This is a genomic window from Pedobacter sp. ASV1-7 (genome assembly GCF_040203335.1).
In the GTDB taxonomy this organism is placed as follows: Bacteria; Bacteroidota; Bacteroidia; order Sphingobacteriales; family Sphingobacteriaceae; genus Pedobacter.
In genome coordinates this window covers 137,004-157,392 of the sequence record NZ_JBEHBV010000008.1, presented here as the reverse complement: position 1 = coordinate 157,392, position 20,389 = coordinate 137,004, and the positions used below count along the sequence as shown (strand labels likewise).

Here is a 20,389-nt window from a genome sequence, read left to right as displayed (position 1 = left end):
AGCAAAACATTAATGAAAACACACCAAATAATAACCTTATTTCTTTCTATTTTTTTATTTTTTCAATTCCCTGCTACAGCACAAGAAAAGCAAAAATTAGTTGATGGATCTATTTTTGGGCTTTCAGAAAAAAAAACAGCAGAGGAAAATGGCAAGGCTTTTGAAAACTTAAGCAACTATGTGACCAATAAAAAGGATATAACTATTTTACTTCCTAAAGGGATCTATCATATTCTCCGAGAAAGCCGAAATCAAGCAGAATTTAAAAATGCAACAAATATTGTCATTGATGGTAATGGAGCTGAGTTTATTTTTCATGATACAAATACAAAACTTTCAGGATACTTTTTCAGAATTGAAAATTCAAAAAACTTCACACTTAAGAACTTAATCATAGATTGGGACTGGGAAGGTGCTCCTATTTCTGCAATTGCAAAAATAAAAGAAATAAAAAACAATGGAATTCTCTATGAACTACAATATGGTGGCGTAAAAAAGCTCCCATTAATCCACATGGGACGAGAATGGGATATAGAAACCGCCTCACGTTCATTAAAAGGATTTGCCTTAACAGGTTCCTATATTGAGAAGACTGATAAAATTGATAATAACCATCTCTTTCTAACTATGAAATATCCTGAGCGACTAAAGCAAAGTGATGTTGGAAAATATACGCATATACGTTTCATGAATAATTATTTTGCTGGTGGAATAATAACAGAAGCAAGTAATTCTGTAACATTACAAAATATAACGATCCATACAACTCCGGAAACAGCTATTGCTTGCTATTCGACTCGCAATTTCAGTGTTGAAAATTGTAATATTAAACCGAGGGAAAACTCAAATAAGTTTTACACCTCCCATTCAGCTGGCGAACTACATAATTCATACGGAAAAATTATTTACAAGAACAACAATGTATTTTATAGCTATGATGATGGCCTGCATATCAGCAGCGGATTTATCCCCCCATATCTTGAGAAAGATGTTCATAACACAAAAAAAATAACTGCTAAGTTTTTACAATATTATTTCTTAAAAGATGTGATAAACATTGGCGATGAAATGGAATTTCATAAACCGAATTTTGCTCCAACCGGGTTTACTGCAAAACTATTAGGAAAGAAATGGATCATGAATGTACGTCAAACTTCAGCACCTCATGATTGCGAACTTATTTTTGATAAGGAAATACCTGATACTCTGATCAAAGACCATTATATATTTAATAAAAATCTCAATAATATCGAATATGTAATTTCAAACAATACATTTAAGTACAATGGATGTCATGGGATTTATGCTGGTCTTCCTAATGGTGTAATTGAAAATAATAAATTTTACCGCACAGGCTACCCTCCTATTATATTAACTCTGGTATTAAGATGGGGAAGATGGGTCATTGGCCCCCTACCGAGTAATGCTTTAATAAAAGATAATTATATGGATGAGTGTAATACTGCCAGCCGACAACCAGCAAATTTATTTGTAGGTTCTGGAATTGATCCCCAAAATGGGAATTTCAGTCCTGTTAATTACCATGTTTCTAAAAAAATTAACATTATAGGTAATACCATTAAAAATTCGGATATGCCTGCATTGGGGATATGGTCTGCCGAAGGTGTACGAATTGAAAATAATTATTTTGAAAATGTAGCACGCAATCCTGTACCAGCTTTTCGTGGAAAAGGAGCTGTATTTATAGAAGAATCCGGTGATGTATTAATTCAAAATAATAAGATTAAACAACCTTCCAAAATTATAAATGAAGGATTATACATCGACAAAGCAACTACAAAAAACATTGTCATTAAAGATTGGAAAACGCAATAATCCAATACATTAAAACTAAAACAACTCCTATTTTTAAATAACAACCAAAATAATATAATGATAAAAAAACACTTTTTACTAATAGCATTAAGCTTATACAATGTTTTAAGTTATGCCTCAAATTCTGAAATAAGCCATAAAACAAGTATGTCAAATAAGCTTCCTGAATTCCTTTATGAATATTTTCCGGGAACATATGAGCATTTGAATGTTTATCAAAAATTGTCTGATGATAGTTTATATACAAAGTTTAAGATCTCCCACCTTCGATCTGAAATTAAAAACGAAAACCAATGGAGAATAACGGAAGGGAACATTGTAAAATTTGACGGACAAAAAATGCATCCTATTCACCAGCTTTTAAACGGTGGTGAAAATGAATTTGTCTGGAGATCGTCCAGACCAAGAGTTGGAGATTTTACTGGGGGGTATCATGGAGATGAAAGGATTGATGTAGACCAAAAAAGTAAAGTCACATTTTATGCAAATAATGTGGCCATAAATATGGGCACAAACATAAAACTTACACCATGTAACAGTTTCTATTACCATCAGTTTTCAACTATGCACCAAACGGGGACAGGCGCTGCTGACAGTTCAAAGCCCGGGTTTACAGCCATCTCTGGTAATCCTGTTGATTCTTTTCACGAAAAAAAGACTTCATTTGAAAAAAATGGATTTGTTACTTATAATAAAATAACATGGGTAGCGGCAACTCCCATAAACAAATGCTTTTTTGGGATATTTTCTATAAACAAAGACATCACTGCAGAGGGTAAAAATGAAAATGACCAGAAAGTGATTTTTAATGAAAATGGAGGTAATAAGCTAACCACAAATAAACAGAAAATCTGGATGAAAAATGAGGTAAAAGGGATTTCCGTTGCATGTGATGCCAAAATCATCAAACTTCCATTTACACCAATTCTGAATACTTTTATTTGGGATAACCAGAATTACCATAAGTATTACAGTGAAATTAAAGCTACCACAACAAATCCTGGCGATGTTTGGGAAACTGAAGCTTCAATTTCATTTTCTTATAACAAAGAAAAGTAAAAGCGGGTTTAGAAAACAGTTTTCTTAAATAAGCAGTATTTTTTATAAAACCTGTATTTTTAAAAATGCTAAAACCTCTTTTACATTTTACTATAAATATCCTATTAATTAGTTTCTCATTTTATGCATGTGCACAACAACAACTCTATTTTAATCATCTCACAGTAGAAAATGGTTTATCACAAAGCTCAGTATTCTCTGTTGCACAGGATAAACATGGATTTATGTGGTTTGGCACTAAAAATGGCCTGAATAAATTTAATGGCCATTTTTTTGAAACTTATAAAACTGGAAATACAGAAAAAGATTATATAGTTGCCTTACAAGCTGATAAAAATGGGAATTTATGGATTGGAAGTAAAAGAGGTCTTAGAAAATATATTTATTCTAGCGATTCCTTCCTGGATATAGATAAAAACAACAATGGGAAATCTATTCTGGATGGACATATCATCAATTGTATATATCAAGGTGTAGACCAGTCCTTATGGGTGGGTACAAACAAAGGTTTAAACAAATTAATAAAAGATGATGCCATAACTTTCAAACAGCTTTCCGGAAAAATAAACGGTCTACCATCCGGGAATATTACTGCAATATATCAGGATAGCCTCAAAAATATCTGGTTAGGCACTCAACTTGGGTTAATAAAACTCATCTATCAAAATAATGGTTATCTGGTAAAGAACATTTCATTATTAAAGAATAAAGTATCAGATGACATTACTTCTATAATGGAAGACCATCAAAAAAATCTTTGGATAGGAACAAAGAATGACGGAATAATCCGCTATAATATCATAAATAATAAATCTGATAAACTTCCTCAAATTATAAGTCCTGTTAGGAAAATCATCAAAGATGAACATCAAAATCTTTGGATAGCAACTTTAAAAGGGCTTTATTTTCTCAACCCTCAATCAAAAGAAATAAAGTTACATATTAATAATCCTGAAAACCCTGCGAGTATTAGCCACAATTCTATTTATGACATTTGCATTGACCGTCAAAAATCCATATGGCTAGGCACCTATTATGGAGGGGTTAATGTTGCCTATTCAAAAACCACTTCATTTAAAAATTACCAGCATCAGGCTACTAAAAACAGTCTAAGCAGCAATGTGATCAGTACCATACTTGAAAATGATGAATCATTATGGATAGGGACAGAGGCTGAGGGTTTAAATCATTTAAATAAAATCACCGGAAAAATTACACACTTCAAACACGATCCAAACAGACCTAACAGCTTAAGTTCTGATCTTGTTAATGCAATTTATAAAGACAAAAAAGGACAACTTTGGGTGGGTGTAGTTGATGGTGGACTGAACCTTTTAAGTCCGGATGGTAAAAGTTTTATTCATTTCAAGAAAACATCGGAAGTAAAAGGAAGCCTAAACAACAATAATGTTAGTAGCATTATGGAAGATGACCTGGGCAGACTCTGGATAGGTACTATGGGAGGTGGATTGAATATATTTGACCAAAAAACACAATCATTTTCTCCATATACAGATTTCGATAAAGTTAATTTATTAAGGAACAAATGGGTAAAAGTAATTTTTAAAGACACTAGGAATAATCTATGGGTTGGAACACATAGTGGTGTAAACCTATTGAAGAAGGGATCGGATAGGTTTAGATCTTATACAAAGGATAGTTCTGGATTAAGTTCAAATCTGATTACTTGTATCACAGAATCTTCAAATGGTAATATATGGGTTGGTACCAACTATGGAGGATTGAATCTCTTTGATCCTGATAACAACAGGTTTATTAATTACACCATGCAACATGGCCTGCCAAGCAATAATATCATGGCCATTGTTGAAGATAATAATAAATTATTATGGATCAGCACTGATAATGGTCTCTCCTGCTTTGATGTAGATCATAAGATTTTTAGAAATTATAATAAAAAAGACGGCCTGCCAGGAACTCTGTTTAATTCTAACTCTTTCCTGAAATCTAAGACAGGTGAAATCTACTTTGGGAGCTTTAACGGGCTTATTAGCTTTATTCCTGATCATATTCAAAAAAATGATTCAACCTATCCCATTGTGTTTACTGGACTTAAACTTTTCAATGAAACTGTCAAAACAAATGCAGAAGATAAAATTTTGAGAATGAATATTTCAACTTTGGATGAAATTAACTTAAAGCATAACCAAAACACCTTCACATTACAGTTTTCATCATTAAATCTAATTAAATCATTCAAAAACAAATACGCTTATAAAATAGAAGGAGAAAAAGGTGATTGGATACAAACTTCAATACCTGCTATTACTTATACGAATCTTTCTCCCGGGACTTACGACATTCTAGTAAAAAGTGCAAATAGTGACGGCATATGGAATCAGCAGCCCTCCAAAATCCGTGTCAATATTCTACCTCCTTTCTGGAAAACAGGCTGGGCTTACGTACTCTATATCGCTTTGGTTGGAACTTCATGCTATTTTATATCAAAGTCTTTAATTACAAAGTCTAAGCTAAAGCGTGATCTTTATTATGAGCAATTAGAAAATACTCGTCAACAAAAGCATCAGCAAATGCAATTGGACTTCTTCACAAATATTTCACATGAATTACGAACTCCTTTAACCTTAATCATAGGACCTTTAAATAGCGCTTCTCAAGAAGTTACTGGAAATTCAAAACTCAATCAGCATTTATTGCTCGCCAAAAAGCATGCAGACCTCATCTTGAAACTTGTTAACGAATTGATGGATTATCGTAAATCAGAAGCTGGCGAATTAAAATTGCATCTTGATTGGCAGCCTTTTCATGAGTTTATCCAAAATACTTTTGAGTTTTTTAGCAATGAAGCAAGTATGCGCAATATTAATTACCAACTGGAAATTAATAATGTTAATTCAGAATACTTTTTCGATAAAAATCAGCTTGAAAAAGTAGTATTCAACCTCTTGTCAAATGCATTTAAATTTACGCCTGACAATGGCAATATTAAGCTCAAATTAGATCAGGATCCTTATCATCTAATTATGAAAGTGGAAAATGATGGAAAAGGGATCCCCGAAAATAATTTAAAGGATTTGTTTACAAAATTTTATCAGATAGAAGCACAAGGATATCAAAAAAACAGTTCTGGAGTAGGGCTTGCTTTGGCCAAAGCTATTGTTGATTTACATCAAGGCAGCATTGTGGCTGAAAGTACCAAAAAATCTACTGATCTGAAATCTATCACTACCTTCACTGTGAAATTGCCTCTAGATCCATTAGCAACAGATAAAAAACGTATCGCAGCATACAGCGAAAATAAAAAGTCACTTTCTTTATCACTGGTAAGTAAAAACGATGATATTTCGAATTCACTATTCACTCAAAATCTGAATTCCAGATTATCAGTCTTGTTGGTAGAAGATAACAACAGCATGAGATCATTTATAAAGAGTGAAATTGAACATCTATACAATGTTATCGAGGCTGAAAATGGCCAGGTGGCACTTGAAATAGCTAAAGAAATGATCCCAGATCTGATTATAAGTGATGCAATGATGCCTATTATGGATGGACTTGAATTTTGCAAACAGGTAAAAAATGATGAATCTACAGCACATATCCCGGTAATTTTACTTACAGCCAGAAGTGAAGATGCAAACAAATTTGAGGGACTGGAAACCGGAGCAAATGTTTATATCACAAAACCATTTAATACAAAATGGTTATTACTAAACATGAACAACCTGATGGTTGCAAGAGAGTCTATCAGACAACGTTTTAGTAAAAAAATAAGTTTAGAACCTAATGAAGTAGAAATAACTTCAGGTGATGAAAAATTTATTATGAAACTTATTAATATTATAGAAAAAAATATTGAGCTACCTGATTTTGGTGTCATGACACTATCCCAGGAAATTGGTATGAGTAAAAACGTACTATATCGTAAAATTCATGCACTTACAGGACTTTCAGTAGGAGATTTCATAAAATCAATTAAGCTAAAAAAAGCAGCTGGCTTATTAAAAAAGAGACATCTTTCTATAGCTGAAATTGCTTTTTATGCCGGCTTTAATGACACTAAATATTTTGGAAAGGAGTTTAAAAAATATTTCTCAAAATCTCCCTCTCAATACCGTACAATGTTAAATGAAAAGGAGTTGGATAGTTAAATGACCTATCCAGCTCCTCTAAACTATCAGTAACCTGGATTTTGTATAAGACTTCTATTCAGTGCCAATTGTGTTTCAGGTAAAGGCATCCATATTTTAAAGTACTCATAATTATTCTGCATATCTGCTGCAAATTCATTGTGGTTCCCGGCCTTGAGATTGATGGAGAATATAGCTTCTTTTAATTTATTAAACCTTATCAGGTCTATTCTCCTTTTTGTTTCAAAACACAACTCTCTCTTTCGTTCATCTAACAGCTCCTCAATAAAATCGGCTTTATAATAAGCTGTATTCAGCGTTGTTACATTTGTTCCGGTTTTCAGTACCCTATTTCTGATTTCATTTAAATAACTACGTGCTTTTGTTTCGTTCCCATTAAAATACAATGCCTCTGCATAGTGAAGCAGGATATCTGCAAATCTTAACAATGGATAATTTAATTGAGTTGCAGAAGGTAGTATAGCCTTTTCTTTTGGATCAATACATCTGAATTTTCCTGTACACCAGTTAATTTTACTACCTGTTACAGGGGCAACGGGAACATAATAATTTTTTCCTCCAACAGATTCTTTAGTAGAAGCAGTAGTATACGAACCTGTAATATTATGATCTCTCCTGATATCACCAGCATGATAAGACAAATACAGCTCTCTGGTTGGTCTTAACCTTCCATACCCTCCCCCATAAATATTTCTATCACCTGCAGGAATGGGAAAGTTCGAAATTTCAGGATATTCATCAGTAATCGTATTGCTTGCTTCAGCCAGGAACAAACATTCTTTATATTGTTCGGTTTTAGTAGACTCTCTAAACAAATGGCTGTACTTTGCATTTTCGACTAAAGCGTAGCCACTATTTTCCACTACATCTTTAAGTACGTCTTCTGCATTCTTACTCATAGTCAGTTCATCTACCCAGGAAAAGTCATTAAGTTGAAAATTCAAAGTCTGACCAACATGGTATCTTTTGCAACTTGCCAGATAATTATAAATAGTTCCCAGGTAACCACCTGCGGTCCATTTATTGGCACCCCCATTATAAATACTGTTCTGATCCAAATTTGTATAAGCATAATTTAAATCATCAATTATCAGTTCGTAAACTTCTTTCAATTCCTTTCTTGGAGCTGTGCTGTTAGGTTCTGAGTTAGTGCTCAAAGGTACTCCTCCAAAAACAGTAGCGAGATGATTGTAATAGAATGCTCTTAAAAACCTTGCTTCACCAATAATCTGCTTTTTCTGAAGTTGATCCATATTTACGGCTTCAGCCTTTTCTATTAATAGATTGCATCTGGAAATACCCGCATAATAAGCTGCCCACAATTGAGATAAACAACTATTTGAAGACAGATATGACAATCTGCCAAAATCAGCTAATTCACTCGAGGTATTTGGAAGTAGCTCATCGTTGCCGGCTCCAAGAATAAAAAGCAATCCTCTTGAATAGGTTCCATCTCCAACAGATGCGCCAGGAACTGAGGAAGTATTAATGGCATCATAACAGCCAACCAGAGCAATTTTCAGATCTTTTTCATTTTTATAAAAATTTTCAGGACTTGTGAACGACAATGGTGGTTCATTCAAAAATTTCGAATTTTCACAAGAGGTAATAGACAATGTAAATACAAAAAGCCCCCCTAATAATATCTTATTTCTTATCAGCATGTTTTTGTTTGTTAAAGGTTAAAAAAGACGCGAAGTTTAATGTTTTCATAATTTTATCGGTTAGAATCCTACGTTAAATCCAAAAAAATAAGTTCTTGCCCTCGGATAAGATAATCGATCATATCCAGGCATAAGTGATGAAGCGGATCTTATATCGGGATCTAAACCACTATATTTTGACCACAAATAAAGATTGTCTACCGTAAAACTTACACGAATACTTTTGACATGGAGCTTTTTACTTAATTCAGGATTCACAGTATAGCCCAATGAAAGATTCTTAAAACGGATGAAAGAACCGTCTTCAACATAATAACTTGATACGAAATCATTTGTATTGTTTTTTAATCTTGAGTAAGTGTTGGAAGGATTTTCAGGCGTCCACCTATTATCAAAATAAGCCTTGGTAATATTGTAAGCAGGCGCAGCACCTTTCAGACCGGCTTCTGAATTATTGATAAAAGCATTCATGATTTCATTTCCAAAAACTCCCTCAAAAAATAAGCTTAAATCAAACTGCTTATAAGTAAATTGATTAGAAAATCCAATATTGAAATCCGGATTACTATTTGAAATAACCTTTCTGTCATCTGCATTTACTACCCCATTATAATCGAGATCTTTATATTTACGATCACCAGGTTTAACACTAACTGCGGCTACACTAACTACTCCGGGGTTTAATTTATAAGTATAATTATCATAATTCATTTTAGTGATTGTTGAAGGATCAATCACCTGTCCGGCAGAATTTGTAATTATAAAATCAGAGAACTGATAATTGCCATCTGCTACATAACCAAAGCCGGTACCTATAGGATTTCCAACAATTACCCTGCCTACATCAGTTAAAAATCCATTTCCTATTGCAACGGGTAAAAAATCTGCTTTTCCCAAAGACAAGACTTTATTTCTGTTCAAATCAAAATTCAGACTACTCTTCCAGCTAAAATTATTCTTTTGAATATTTACTGAACTGATACTAATCTCAATTCCTTTATTCCCGATTTTACCAATATTCTGATATTGTGTACTAAAACCAGTCTGAGAAGCCACAGGGGTATTTAACAACAAATCTCTGGTAGTCTTTTTATAAACATCTGCTGTTAAACTAATTCTTTCATTAAACAGTCCTAAATCAAGTCCAAGGTCAATTTGCTCTGTAGACTCCCATTTGAGTTTCGCATTTGGAGCTGATGTAGGGGCCAAACCAAAAATAGGCACACCATTTCCTGCATAATTATTCTTACCTAACTTGGCGAGTGCTGAATAAGCTGGAATTCTGTCGTTACCTGTAATACCATAACTCACTCTAAGCTTTAAATTACTCACCTGCTTAAATTTAGACATGAATTTTTCATTTTTAATCCGCCATGCAAATGCTGCCGATGGGAAATAAGCAAACTTATTTCCTTTTCCAAAATTTGAAGAGCCATCCGCCCTAAGGGAAGCTGTGAGGTAATATTTGTAATCAACATTATAGTTTACCCTTCCAAAAAAAGAAAGTCTTTTGGTATTTGAAACACTTGAAGTAGGTTTATCTATAACATCAGCCTTACTCATATCAAAAACACCAGTTGATTCATCTTCAAAGGAATAAGCCCTTATTCCGGCCATATCTGAATTATAAGCATTGAATTCTTGTCCAAGAAGTGCTATAAAAAATCGGTTTCCATTTCTTTTATTGTATGTTAAGGTATTAGATTGAGTATAAGATGTAGTCCTGACATTAGCTATTTCTGCTCTACCATTGTTAACACTTCCCCAGCGGGTCTCTTTTCCATAAAACTCTTTCAACTGTGAAAAAGAGGCGTTACCTGACCCTGAAACTCTCAGTTTAAGCCCGGGTAAGACTTCTAAATTCAAAAATGCATTACCCATTAGCCGATCTAAGTTTACATTCTTATAAGAATTATAAAACATGGTCGTTAAAGGTGTATAAGTCCCCTTACCTTCATTTTCCTGATCAACGAATACCCCAACAGGCTTTTCATTATATATGCTTTGAATTAAACCGCTATAACTTCCTGCTCCGCCACCACTAGATACTGCACCATCTGTAATGGTTCGCCCATAGTTAACGTTCATTCCTACATCAAGCTTTTTAGACAGCACATGATTTACTTTTGCCTGTGCAGAGTACCGTTTATAGTCATTTTCAACAATGATACCTTCCTGATTCAAATACCCCAAACCAATTGTAAAATCAGTGCTATTATTTCCACCTTGTACTGTGGCATTATATTTATTGGTTTGTCCTGTTCTCAGAAATAAATCTTGCCAGTTATACTGTCCAAAATTATTGGCATTAATAGGCTCATCTGCCTTTCCATCAGCATCCAGATCAACACCCCATGTTAAAGAGCTACGGTCCCATTCATGTCTAAATCCGATATAATCCTGTGGACCCAACATCTTTAATCTTTTTGTAGCCTCAGATAATCCCATCTGATATTCCAGACTAACAAGCGACTTTTTACCTTTTCCCGATTTCGTAGTAATGATTACAACACCATTTGCCCCTCTGGATCCATAAATTGCCGTAGCGGACGCATCTTTTAATACATCCACAGACTCTATATCATTTGGATTCAAAGTTGCCAGGGGATTGTAAGCTGTATACCCCCCAACAGATGAAGTTGCAACCTCACCTTGATTAACATCAATTTGTAAACCATCTATTACAAACAATGGCGAGCTGGAAGCATTAATAGAGTTTGCACCTCTGATCTGTATATTAACACTACCACCAGGTTCTCCTGATTGATTATTTACTTTTACCCCTGCTATCCTCCCTTGTAAAGCTTCAGTGACACTATTTGCTCCAGTCTGTACTAATACATTCCCTTTAATATTACTTACAGAGCCAGTAAGATCTCCTACCTTAGAAAGGCCATAACCGACCACTACTACCTGATCCAATGATTGTGTAGGTTCTACTTTCAATTTAACATTACTAATTTCTGCACTACCTGCAGATAGTTCTCTCGAAATAAAGCCAATATAACTGAACACCAAAATTTCAGTTTTGGAACTCACTGTTAAATTGAAATTACCGTTAACATCAGAAATAGCCCCTAACCTGGCTCCCTTTACTTTAATGGTAACACCTGGCAGCTTTATTCCAGACTCATCAACAACCTTCCCGGATACTTTAATTTGAGCAATACTATTCTCGAAAATTAATGAGAATAATATCATAAAAAAAAGCCATTTCCTTTTTTGGTAAATACACTTCATACGCATTTAGCTTAACATTTAAGATTCATATTATGGTTAAATTTTGGCCGTTACATCTGCTTAGGAAACAGATTGCAACCGTACAAATATCTAACTCTACAGAAAATAGATGTGGTAAAAACTTCCCTAATAAAGGGTATAAATAGATTAAACAGAGGAAATGCTTATACTACTATTGCAAAATCTGCAAGAATACTTGCTGAATGTCCAATAACGAGATTGGTCAGATTTGATCATTAAATGAGAATTGATCAACTAAAAAAATTGCTCTTCCAGAACGGAAGAGCAAGCATAGTTTTTATCAATTGATATTTAATCATTATGAAAATTAATTAGTTTTTTATTTGCAAGGGATAATACTAGTTTAGTGGATACCTGCTACTGCTCTGTTACTGGTCAGATACTGGTCTGCTACTGGTCGGCTACTGCTTTTGCAGTAACAAACCAGTGTTAAAGCAGTTCTAAGGCAGTTTCTGTGCGATATCTGTTACATTTCAATGTCAAATATCATCAACCGATGTTTTCTAATAACGATAATTTCTGCCCCACAACTTTTGGGATTGATCCGTGATTTAGGGGGGCTTTTGATTTGAAAATACAATCAGAAGTAAAATGTATTGTTTGTTAAACCAAACTATTGTGGCTCTTATCAAATACTTTTTTATTGAAGATAAAAGGTTACTGAAATAGCAAAAACGTGATTATTATCTTAGTTTATTAACTTAGTGCTTATGAAGATTCCATTAGAAAAATTCTCTATATCAAATAACATTATTCAAGCTATTGTTGATCAACCCTCTAATGCGTCAGAAATACTGAAAAAGGATTTAAGTAACCACAAAACTGAAATTAGTTACCTTATCGACAATTACCTGCCGGGCAGATATAAAGTATCCATATTTAAAATAACCGATCTTATTTTTGGGGCTGAACTTCAAGGCACATTCAAAATAAACTACAATGCCACAGAATTTAGCGGATGTGAATTAACGGAAACAGAATTAGATAATTTTATAAATGTGAACTTCGCAATTGATAAAGACACACTTCAGGTTATTTTAACAGGAGAGGAAATCAGGGAAAGAGACAGTTTCGAAGAATTTTAGTGAGCGACACCAACAAATCATAACAAAAACTTTAAATCAATAAGTTATAATTATAAAACTGTAGCAATCTGGCGGCACTCCATAATGTAAATTTCAAGGAGCCAAAATGGCACCTTGAAACAAGTAGACAATAAAAATTTTATTTTTTTATTGAGGTAACACAATATCTCTACTCAATTAACGTCTTAATATGTGAGAGCGTTAATTTAGATGAAGCGGGAATGGTCGGAGATCATTCCCGCTTTCTTTTTATCGGTTTTAATTCTTGACTTTCTCTTTTTTCTATTCGCAAAGATTACAATACTTCTACATCCATTTTGCTTGCATACATTCCCCAAAGTCAAATTATTTCTATATTTGAATTCAGCTCGATTTAAATTGAAGTTCCCAAACCAGATAATAAAATATTGGTCTGCATTAATTGGAGATGAATTGCGTTATTCCATGGAATCACGCATTTTTAACTCTGTAAGTATTTTTGCAACTATTGTTGCATCCATAAATGCCATCATAAATTTTGCACTTGGCTTAGATTTATATGGTTATCTAATGTTCCCTTTAATTGCCGTTTTGATCTTTGGTTATTATTTGTCGCGATATAAGGATAAATTAAACATCGCCATTGGAATATTTGCCATCACGTTTAACCTATTGTGTGGAGGAACTTATTTTGCAGCAGATGGATCCAATGGAGTCAACCTATTTACATTTATCATCATCATTTTTATCCTCAGTGTAGTCACCCCAAAGAAACAATTCTGGATATGGATACCATTAAATATCATTTTCCTCGCCATACTTTTAACTATAGAATATTTACATCCTGAAATGGTAAAAACAATTTATGTTGATAAGCAACATAAGCTTATAGATACCGCACAAACATTTTTTGAAGTAGTCATTCTAATATGCATCATTACCATTTATATAAAAAAGAATTACAATCGGGAGAAAGAACTGGCAAAAAAACATCTTGTTGCTTTAGAAAACAGCAACCAAACCAAAAATAGATTATTTTCAATTGTTGCCCATGATCTTAATTCACCACTTTCATCTATAGAGAGCCATCTATCTCTGCTGAATGAAATTGATATCAGTAATGAAGAGAAAATTGAAATCGAAAAGCAACTGCTATCCTCTACCAGGCAAACCTCTGAAATGCTCCAGAATATATTATCATGGGCCAAAGATCAAATGGACGAAGTTAAGGTAAATCTCAGTTCAATCTCTATTTATGAAACTCTGAAACATACTGTCAGCTTGCATAAAAGCATAGCACAGGAGAAAGAAATCAATCTAATTTTCCTTGTAGAGAAAGACCTTAAGGTAATTGCAGATCCTGATATGCTACAGCTCATTGTCAGGAATCTACTAAACAACGCCATAAAATTTTCTTTACCGGGCGGAACAGTAATACTCAGCACATCTAGCCTGAAAGGCAGATGCATCTTATCCATAAAGGATGATGGCATTGGCATCTCAGAAGATCAGCTTCCATTCATATTTTCTTTAAAGAGTAATGCTACTTATGGAACAAATAAAGAAAAAGGTGTTGGCTTAGGATTAAAACTAACGAAAACCTACGTTGAGTTACAGAATGGAAAAATCTGGGTTGAAAGTGAATTGAATAAAGGAACCAATTTCTTTGTCAGTTTAGATTTAGTTACAACGTAGATACCCAAGAATTTATGGCATATATTTATCAATTACATTAAGATTTAGAATATGTGTGCCGCTGTTCACTTCCAGCAAAACATAACCATTTTTAAAACCTTTAATTTTCAGGTGATCATTTTCTTTGATGTTATTTTTAAAATTTGCTTCAGCAACTTTTATAGTCGCAGAACAATTTGGCGGAACGGTTACTTCTAACCTTAAATTGTCACCTTTTCGTTCCCACTGAGTTTTAATTAAACCTGCAGGTGCATCAAAAGAAGCTTTAGCCCAGGACAACGAATTTGATTTCAATGCTGGTAAACGAACTATAAATTTCTGAAAGCCTGGCGCTTCAGGATCACGTTGTAGACCAGCTACCCCTTCTACATACCATGCCCCTGGATAAAGGTATGAACTATGCAGCAAAGAGTGTCCCGGAAGATCTTTTTCCCACATTTCCCAGATCGTAGTCGCACCATTCGCTTTCATATAACCCCATCCAGGGTATTCCTTTTGCGAAGTCATGGAGTAAATCAAATCGTCTCTTCCTTCTTGTCGCAGCAACTTGAACAACATTGCACCTCCGGTAATTCCTACATTGATGTGTCCTTTATGTAAAACCAGAATATCTTTTTCCAATCGTTTCATTATCTCTGCCCTTAAATCTGCAGGAGGTATCTCTGCCAGCAATGCTGCCGCAAGGTTAGCCATGGAACTATCTGCATAGCTATGATCGCTGGCACGATAAAACCTTGCATGAATTGCAGCCCTGCAGCGTTCCGCTTGCTGTTCCCAACCTTCAGCTTCTGTATCTTTTCCAATTGCTCTGGCTATTTTTGCTGCCGTACGTAAATTAAATACCCTATAACTGTTGTTTAAACATAAAGTTTCCTCCTTATTGTTGTTCATACCCTGCGCTGTTGCATTAGGCCATAGCCAATCACCCAGAAAATCCCAATCACCACCAAAACGCTGTAAGATATCATCCTTGGTATGCGAATCAAGGAAGGAAAGCCAGCCTTTAATCAGCTCAAAGTTCTTTTCCAGCATACGTTTATCTCCCTCATGCTGATAAACAAACCAGGGTAACGACACCACTATACCTCCCCATGCAGGACCACCCCCACCAGAATAGGTAGGCGCTGTATGTGGCAAAGTGCCGTTGTTGAATAACCTGCCGCTCATCACTTCTTTGCGGGCAAATTTAGGATCATACATATTACCTACAATAGACTCCGTTCCCTGTACATCCCGCCAATCCTGCATCCATTTGGTATAAAACGCGCCCAGCTTATAGTTATACATTCCTGTCTCACAGGTTGCATGTGCATCACCTCCATATCCCAGTCTTTCGCGTTGTGGACAATCTACTACAAAACCACCGATAGACAGGTTTTCAAAAGTCCATTTTACCTTATCGTATATCCAGTTTTGCAAAGTATCAGAACATTCAAAGTTAGTTGCCGCCTGAAAATTCGTTCTCACCATCCAGCCCCTGATATCACTTAGTTGCGGCTTATACTTTAATCCCCTGATGGTAATCCACCTACCTGAACTATAGTTAAACCGGTTGCGAAAAGTTCCTTTACCGGCCGCTCCAATGATATAGGCACTATGCAGGTTAAAAGTCTGGTCCATCTGTTCCCTTTCCGAATATTCAAACGCTATTTTATCGCCTTTACTCCCCCGCAGATCAACCTCCGTCCATCCTGCAAAATTAACGCCCATATCCACACGGTACGAACCATCTGGTCTCGCCTCAATACCAATGGCCTTAATTTCGTCAAATAGTCGATTTGGTTCAACAGTATGTGCTGATAAAATCAGTTGGGGTTGGTAAACGATTGCTTTACTCCATTTTGTTTCATCGCAACTAATGGTATTCCAATCCGCAATTTCCTTATTGGCGTCCCACAACTCACCTCCCATTTTTGCAAAATCCCATGTTCCCAATAACTTATTCGGACTTGCATGGGTTTTCCAGCTTTCATCAGTCTGTACAACAAGTGCGGGTTTTGTACCTGAAACGGGTGTTTTCGTATTATAAATAGTGGTTTGCGCAATTGCAATCGGCGTGTTAGGCCTACCTGTTGTTATGTAAGGGCCAAAAATTGACCAGGAAGTCCCCAACCAAATGGCGATTACATTTTTCCCGGGCTTCAGCGCAGTCGCGATGTCATAAGCCACATAACGTGCACGTTTGGTATGATCGGTTACGGCAGGCGACAATACATCGTCACCAATCTTTTTTCCATTCACATATAGTTCGTGGTAACCTACCGAAGCAAGAAACAACATGGCCTTTCCTGGCTTTTGTTGTAAGCTAAAAGTTTTCCGCAACCAGGGATCAGAGATATTACAATCCTTTTGTGAAGGGTCAAACAACTCATTTGTACCAATCCATTTGGCTTTCCAATCCTTCTGCTGAAGTAAACCCGTTGCCCAAAATGCTGTTTTACTCCAAGCTGAAGCCACTCCCTTTTCATCTTTCACCACTACTTTCCAATAGTAATAACGATCGGACCGAAGCGCCTTACCTTTATACTCAATTTGCTGCATCTGGTTAGAGTTCACCCAACCAGAGTCCCATTCATCCCCTCTGTTTTGATGAAGAATCTGTATGTCAGAAGCTACTATAATCCGATAAGCCGTTTGTTTTTGTCCGAATGCCGTCGCGTTTGTAGCTTTATGGGTCCAGTTAAAACGTGGACTCAGTTCATCTAATCCAATTGGATTTTCCAAATACTCACAACGTAAATTTTCAGGCTGCAGACTACTTCCCCAGGCAGCGGCGGAAGCAAATTGAACACCAGCAACAAACCATACCAACAGTATAACCAGATTTTTCTTCATCATCATTATTTATTTATTCACCCAATTCAACATATAAGATCCAGAACCCAGTACAATTTTCAGTTTGCCGTTTTCCATATATTGTTTTTTAAAAGCTTTATGCTGACTTAAAGGCTTTTGATCTAAACTTAGCAGATTTGCATCAATAACTGGCAAAACAACCAACGCTTCTGTATTTGCAGGAATGGCAACGCGCAAAGCCGATTTGCCTTGCTCCTTTTTCCAGTCGACTATAATATCACCCGTAATGGCTTTATAACTTGCTTTAACCCAATCAATCCCCTCCACAAATTGAGGTTCTATTAAAATCTTACTAAAACCAACATCACCTGTCTGCTGTTTTATTCCAGCCAGACCACTGTAAAACCACTCCATCAGGTGTCCCAGCATCATGTGGTTATTGGAAACATTTTTTAAGGCTGGCCAGGATTCTGTTAATGCAGTTGCCCCGTTGCGAATCTGATAACCATAGCCTGGTACATCATCTCTGTTATTCATTTGATATAACAATTGCGATGCGCCTCCGTCTTCCAATACCCGGATAAGGTATCTATAACCAATGTCTCCCGCGGTAAGGGCATATCCACTAGCCTCTATAGAGGCTTTCAGGTTCTCAAATACCTTTTCTTTAAATGGTTCATCTACCAATCCCATGTAAATCGCCATAGCGTAAGCTGTCTGACTTCCTGTCGAATAAATCCCTGATTCAGGTTGGAAAAACTTTTTATTGAATGCTGCTTTAATCTGCTGAGCCAGTTTTTGATAAGCGCTTGCTTCTTCTGTTTTTCCAAGAATTCCAGCAGCCTTCCCCAGTAGAACTGCGTCGTAGTAAAAAGTAGCGGTAGCAGTTAAAGCCTTTGGGGTAAGTTGTGATTCACCCGGACTTTTCGGACCAAGATCAAACCAGTCACCCAAACCATGCGACAGAATATGTGCATCTGCTTTACTTTCCAGGTAGCTGATATAACGCTTCATCATAGGATAAGCCTTTTCAATTGCCTTTTTGTCTCCATACCATTGATATAAATACCAGGGTATAATCACAGCAGCACTTCCCCATTCCGGAGAATCCCTGAAACCATCGTCAAATACAACATACTCAGGAACAATATCGGGCACCAAACCTGAAGAAAGCTGCGATTCCATCATGTCGTCTATAATTTTATTGTAGAAGAGCTGGATATCGTAATTATATTTCAACGATCCTCCGACAAGATGTGTTTGCTCCAGCCAACCCAATTTCTCTCTATGTGGACAGTCAGTACTAACATGGCTCATGTTACTCTTCATCGCCCAATCAATTAGCTTAAAGGTTTGATTAAACAAGGTATTCGAACAACTGAATGTTCCGATCTCTGGCACACTGTTGCGGGTGTGCAGCAATTGAAGTCTTTCTACTACTGGTCTTCCTGACATTGCAGGTTGTCCAGCTGGAACACCGCCTTCTACTAAAGCATATCTAAATCCGTAATAGCTAAAAAGCGGTTCCCAGATTTCTTCATGGTCACCTTTAAGCGTATAATCAAAATAATAAGGACTTCCCGATGCTTTTTGATCTACCATTCCCTGATCATCTAAAATTTCAGCTGGAATAATACGTATCCGATCTCCTTTCTTCCCTTTAACTTTTAAACGAACAATTCCAGATGCATTCTGACCAAAATCATATAAATAACTACTATCCGTTATTTTTCTGATGGTTTGCTGCTCAAAAGTCTGCATTACCTTTAGAGGATAACTGGACTCTGCTTTCATTTTACCTCCAGGTCCGTCAAGTAAAATAGCTTTTTTCCAACGCTGGTCATTAAATCCAGCTTTGTCCCAACCTGTTTGTTCCTTTCGGGCATCATAATCCTCACCGCCATAGATGCTACTGTACACAATTGCTGAAGGACTTGTTTTCCAGCTGCCATCCGTTACCACCTCAGTAGTACTACCATCTTTATAACGGATCATCAGTTTCAACCTCAGCATAGGAAAGGCTTCGGCTCTTGCCATTTTTCGGTAGCGTTCGCGGTTTACATACATAAAACCCGGACCAACAATTGCCCCCAATGCATTTTTACCAGTAACTAACGAAGCAGTTACATCATAGGTACTATAAAGATTTGTTTTTGAATAATTGGTCCATCCCGGTGCTAAAAAATCATCCCCTACTTTCTTACCATTCAACTGCAACTCATAATGCCCCAACCCCGAAACAAATACATAAGCCTCGGCTATCGGCTTTGTGATCTCAAAAGTTTTTCTAAAATAAGGGACAACAGCACGTTCTACAGCTTTTTTTCCCAATGAGCTGCCATCACCATGTAATCCGGGAATAACTTTCATGGAGTCTTCCAACACCTGATAAGCTATCCACCTACTTTTATCCCATTCTTTAGCTTGTAAAATGCCCGTAGAAAATGCTGCTGGTTTACTCCATTCAGAAACTTTTCCTTTTGAAGACCAAACTCTAACCCGCCAATAGTAACGTTTGCCCGATGAAAGCGCCTTTCCTCTGTAAGCTGTTGACATTGCAGGGGCAGCATTCATTTTTTGCGAATCCCAAAAATCCGCCTTACCCAGCTTCGCGTAATCAAGGCTACTAAAAACCTGCACCTGCCAGGCACTTTGTTCAAATGATTGTTGGTCAGAACTGATGTTCCAACTGAACTCGGGCTTGGTTGTTTCTATACCAAGCGGACTATTTTTCTGGTTGCAACTTAAATTTATAGGTTCAGTAATCGCATATACATTTACTGTGAATAATAAAAAAACAGCTACGACTAAGTATTTGTAGATTGTCATTTGATATATTTGGTTTCATTTGTGGTTAACACCTGCTATTGCTAGCTGTGAT

The 20,389-nt window shown here is 35.9% G+C and carries 9 protein-coding genes; 5 read left to right on the top strand and 4 right to left on the bottom strand.

Going from position 1 to position 20,389, the window contains the following annotated elements:
• Positions 1–12: 12 nt before the first annotated feature.
• From ABDJ41_RS17970 to ABDJ41_RS17960, 3 genes are all read left to right on the top strand, one after another.
• Complete coding sequence (locus tag ABDJ41_RS17970) at positions 13–1,836, top strand: right-handed parallel beta-helix repeat-containing protein (RefSeq protein ID WP_349787469.1); 1,824 nt, start codon at positions 13–15, stop codon at positions 1,834–1,836.
• A gap of 147 nt (positions 1,837–1,983) precedes the next feature.
• The gene (locus ABDJ41_RS17965; RefSeq protein ID WP_349787468.1) at positions 1,984–2,895 is read left to right on the top strand and encodes a hypothetical protein; all 912 of its coding nucleotides are present in this window, start codon (positions 1,984–1,986) and stop codon (positions 2,893–2,895) included.
• A 65-nt stretch (positions 2,896–2,960) separates the two neighbouring features.
• Positions 2,961–7,028, top strand: a complete 4,068-nt coding sequence (locus tag ABDJ41_RS17960) for a hybrid sensor histidine kinase/response regulator transcription factor (RefSeq protein WP_349787467.1) — start codon at positions 2,961–2,963, stop codon at positions 7,026–7,028.
• A 26-nt stretch (positions 7,029–7,054) separates the two neighbouring features.
• Here ABDJ41_RS17960 and ABDJ41_RS17955 read toward each other — a convergent pair whose 3' ends face one another.
• Both ABDJ41_RS17955 and ABDJ41_RS17950 read right to left on the bottom strand, forming a co-directional pair.
• Positions 7,055–8,692: a RagB/SusD family nutrient uptake outer membrane protein gene (locus ABDJ41_RS17955; RefSeq protein WP_349787466.1), complete on the bottom strand. Its 1,638-nt coding sequence runs from the start codon at positions 8,690–8,692 to the stop codon at positions 7,055–7,057.
• 60 nt (positions 8,693–8,752) lie between these two features.
• Positions 8,753–11,932, bottom strand: a complete 3,180-nt coding sequence (locus ABDJ41_RS17950; RefSeq protein ID WP_349787465.1) for a SusC/RagA family TonB-linked outer membrane protein — start codon at positions 11,930–11,932, stop codon at positions 8,753–8,755.
• A 731-nt stretch (positions 11,933–12,663) separates the two neighbouring features.
• On the opposite strand from ABDJ41_RS17950, the gene ABDJ41_RS17945 reads away from it, so the two are divergent.
• Both ABDJ41_RS17945 and ABDJ41_RS17940 read left to right on the top strand, forming a co-directional pair.
• On the top strand, positions 12,664–13,038 hold the full coding sequence (locus tag ABDJ41_RS17945) for a hypothetical protein (RefSeq protein WP_349787464.1): 375 nt from the start codon (positions 12,664–12,666) through the stop codon (positions 13,036–13,038).
• A 444-nt stretch (positions 13,039–13,482) separates the two neighbouring features.
• Entirely contained in the window at positions 13,483–14,712 is a 1,230-nt protein-coding gene (locus ABDJ41_RS17940; RefSeq protein WP_349787463.1) for a sensor histidine kinase, read from the top strand.
• A 12-nt stretch (positions 14,713–14,724) separates the two neighbouring features.
• Here ABDJ41_RS17940 and ABDJ41_RS17935 read toward each other — a convergent pair whose 3' ends face one another.
• Entirely contained in the window at positions 14,725–17,553 is a 2,829-nt protein-coding gene (locus ABDJ41_RS17935; protein WP_349787462.1) for a family 78 glycoside hydrolase catalytic domain, read from the bottom strand.
• A gap of 3 nt (positions 17,554–17,556) precedes the next feature.
• A complete protein-coding gene (locus ABDJ41_RS17930; RefSeq protein ID WP_349787461.1) occupies positions 17,557–20,337 on the bottom strand; it encodes an alpha-L-rhamnosidase in 2,781 nt (926 codons plus the stop codon).
• Between the last annotated feature and the right edge of the window lie 52 nt (positions 20,338–20,389).

Coding starts and splice junctions, on each gene's coding strand:
- ABDJ41_RS17940 (WP_349787463.1), top strand. CDS start 13,483: ATGGAATCACGCATTTTTAACTCTGTAAGTATTTTTGCAACTATTGTT.
- ABDJ41_RS17955 (WP_349787466.1), bottom strand. CDS start 8,692: ATGCTGATAAGAAATAAGATATTATTAGGGGGGCTTTTTGTATTTACA.
- ABDJ41_RS17935 (WP_349787462.1), bottom strand. CDS start 17,553: ATGATGATGAAGAAAAATCTGGTTATACTGTTGGTATGGTTTGTTGCT.
- ABDJ41_RS17965 (WP_349787468.1), top strand. CDS start 1,984: ATGTCAAATAAGCTTCCTGAATTCCTTTATGAATATTTTCCGGGAACA.
- ABDJ41_RS17945 (WP_349787464.1), top strand. CDS start 12,664: ATGAAGATTCCATTAGAAAAATTCTCTATATCAAATAACATTATTCAA.
- ABDJ41_RS17950 (WP_349787465.1), bottom strand. CDS start 11,932: ATGAAGTGTATTTACCAAAAAAGGAAATGGCTTTTTTTTATGATATTA.
- ABDJ41_RS17930 (WP_349787461.1), bottom strand. CDS start 20,337: ATGACAATCTACAAATACTTAGTCGTAGCTGTTTTTTTATTATTCACA.
- ABDJ41_RS17960 (WP_349787467.1), top strand. CDS start 2,961: ATGCTAAAACCTCTTTTACATTTTACTATAAATATCCTATTAATTAGT.
- ABDJ41_RS17970 (WP_349787469.1), top strand. CDS start 13: ATGAAAACACACCAAATAATAACCTTATTTCTTTCTATTTTTTTATTT.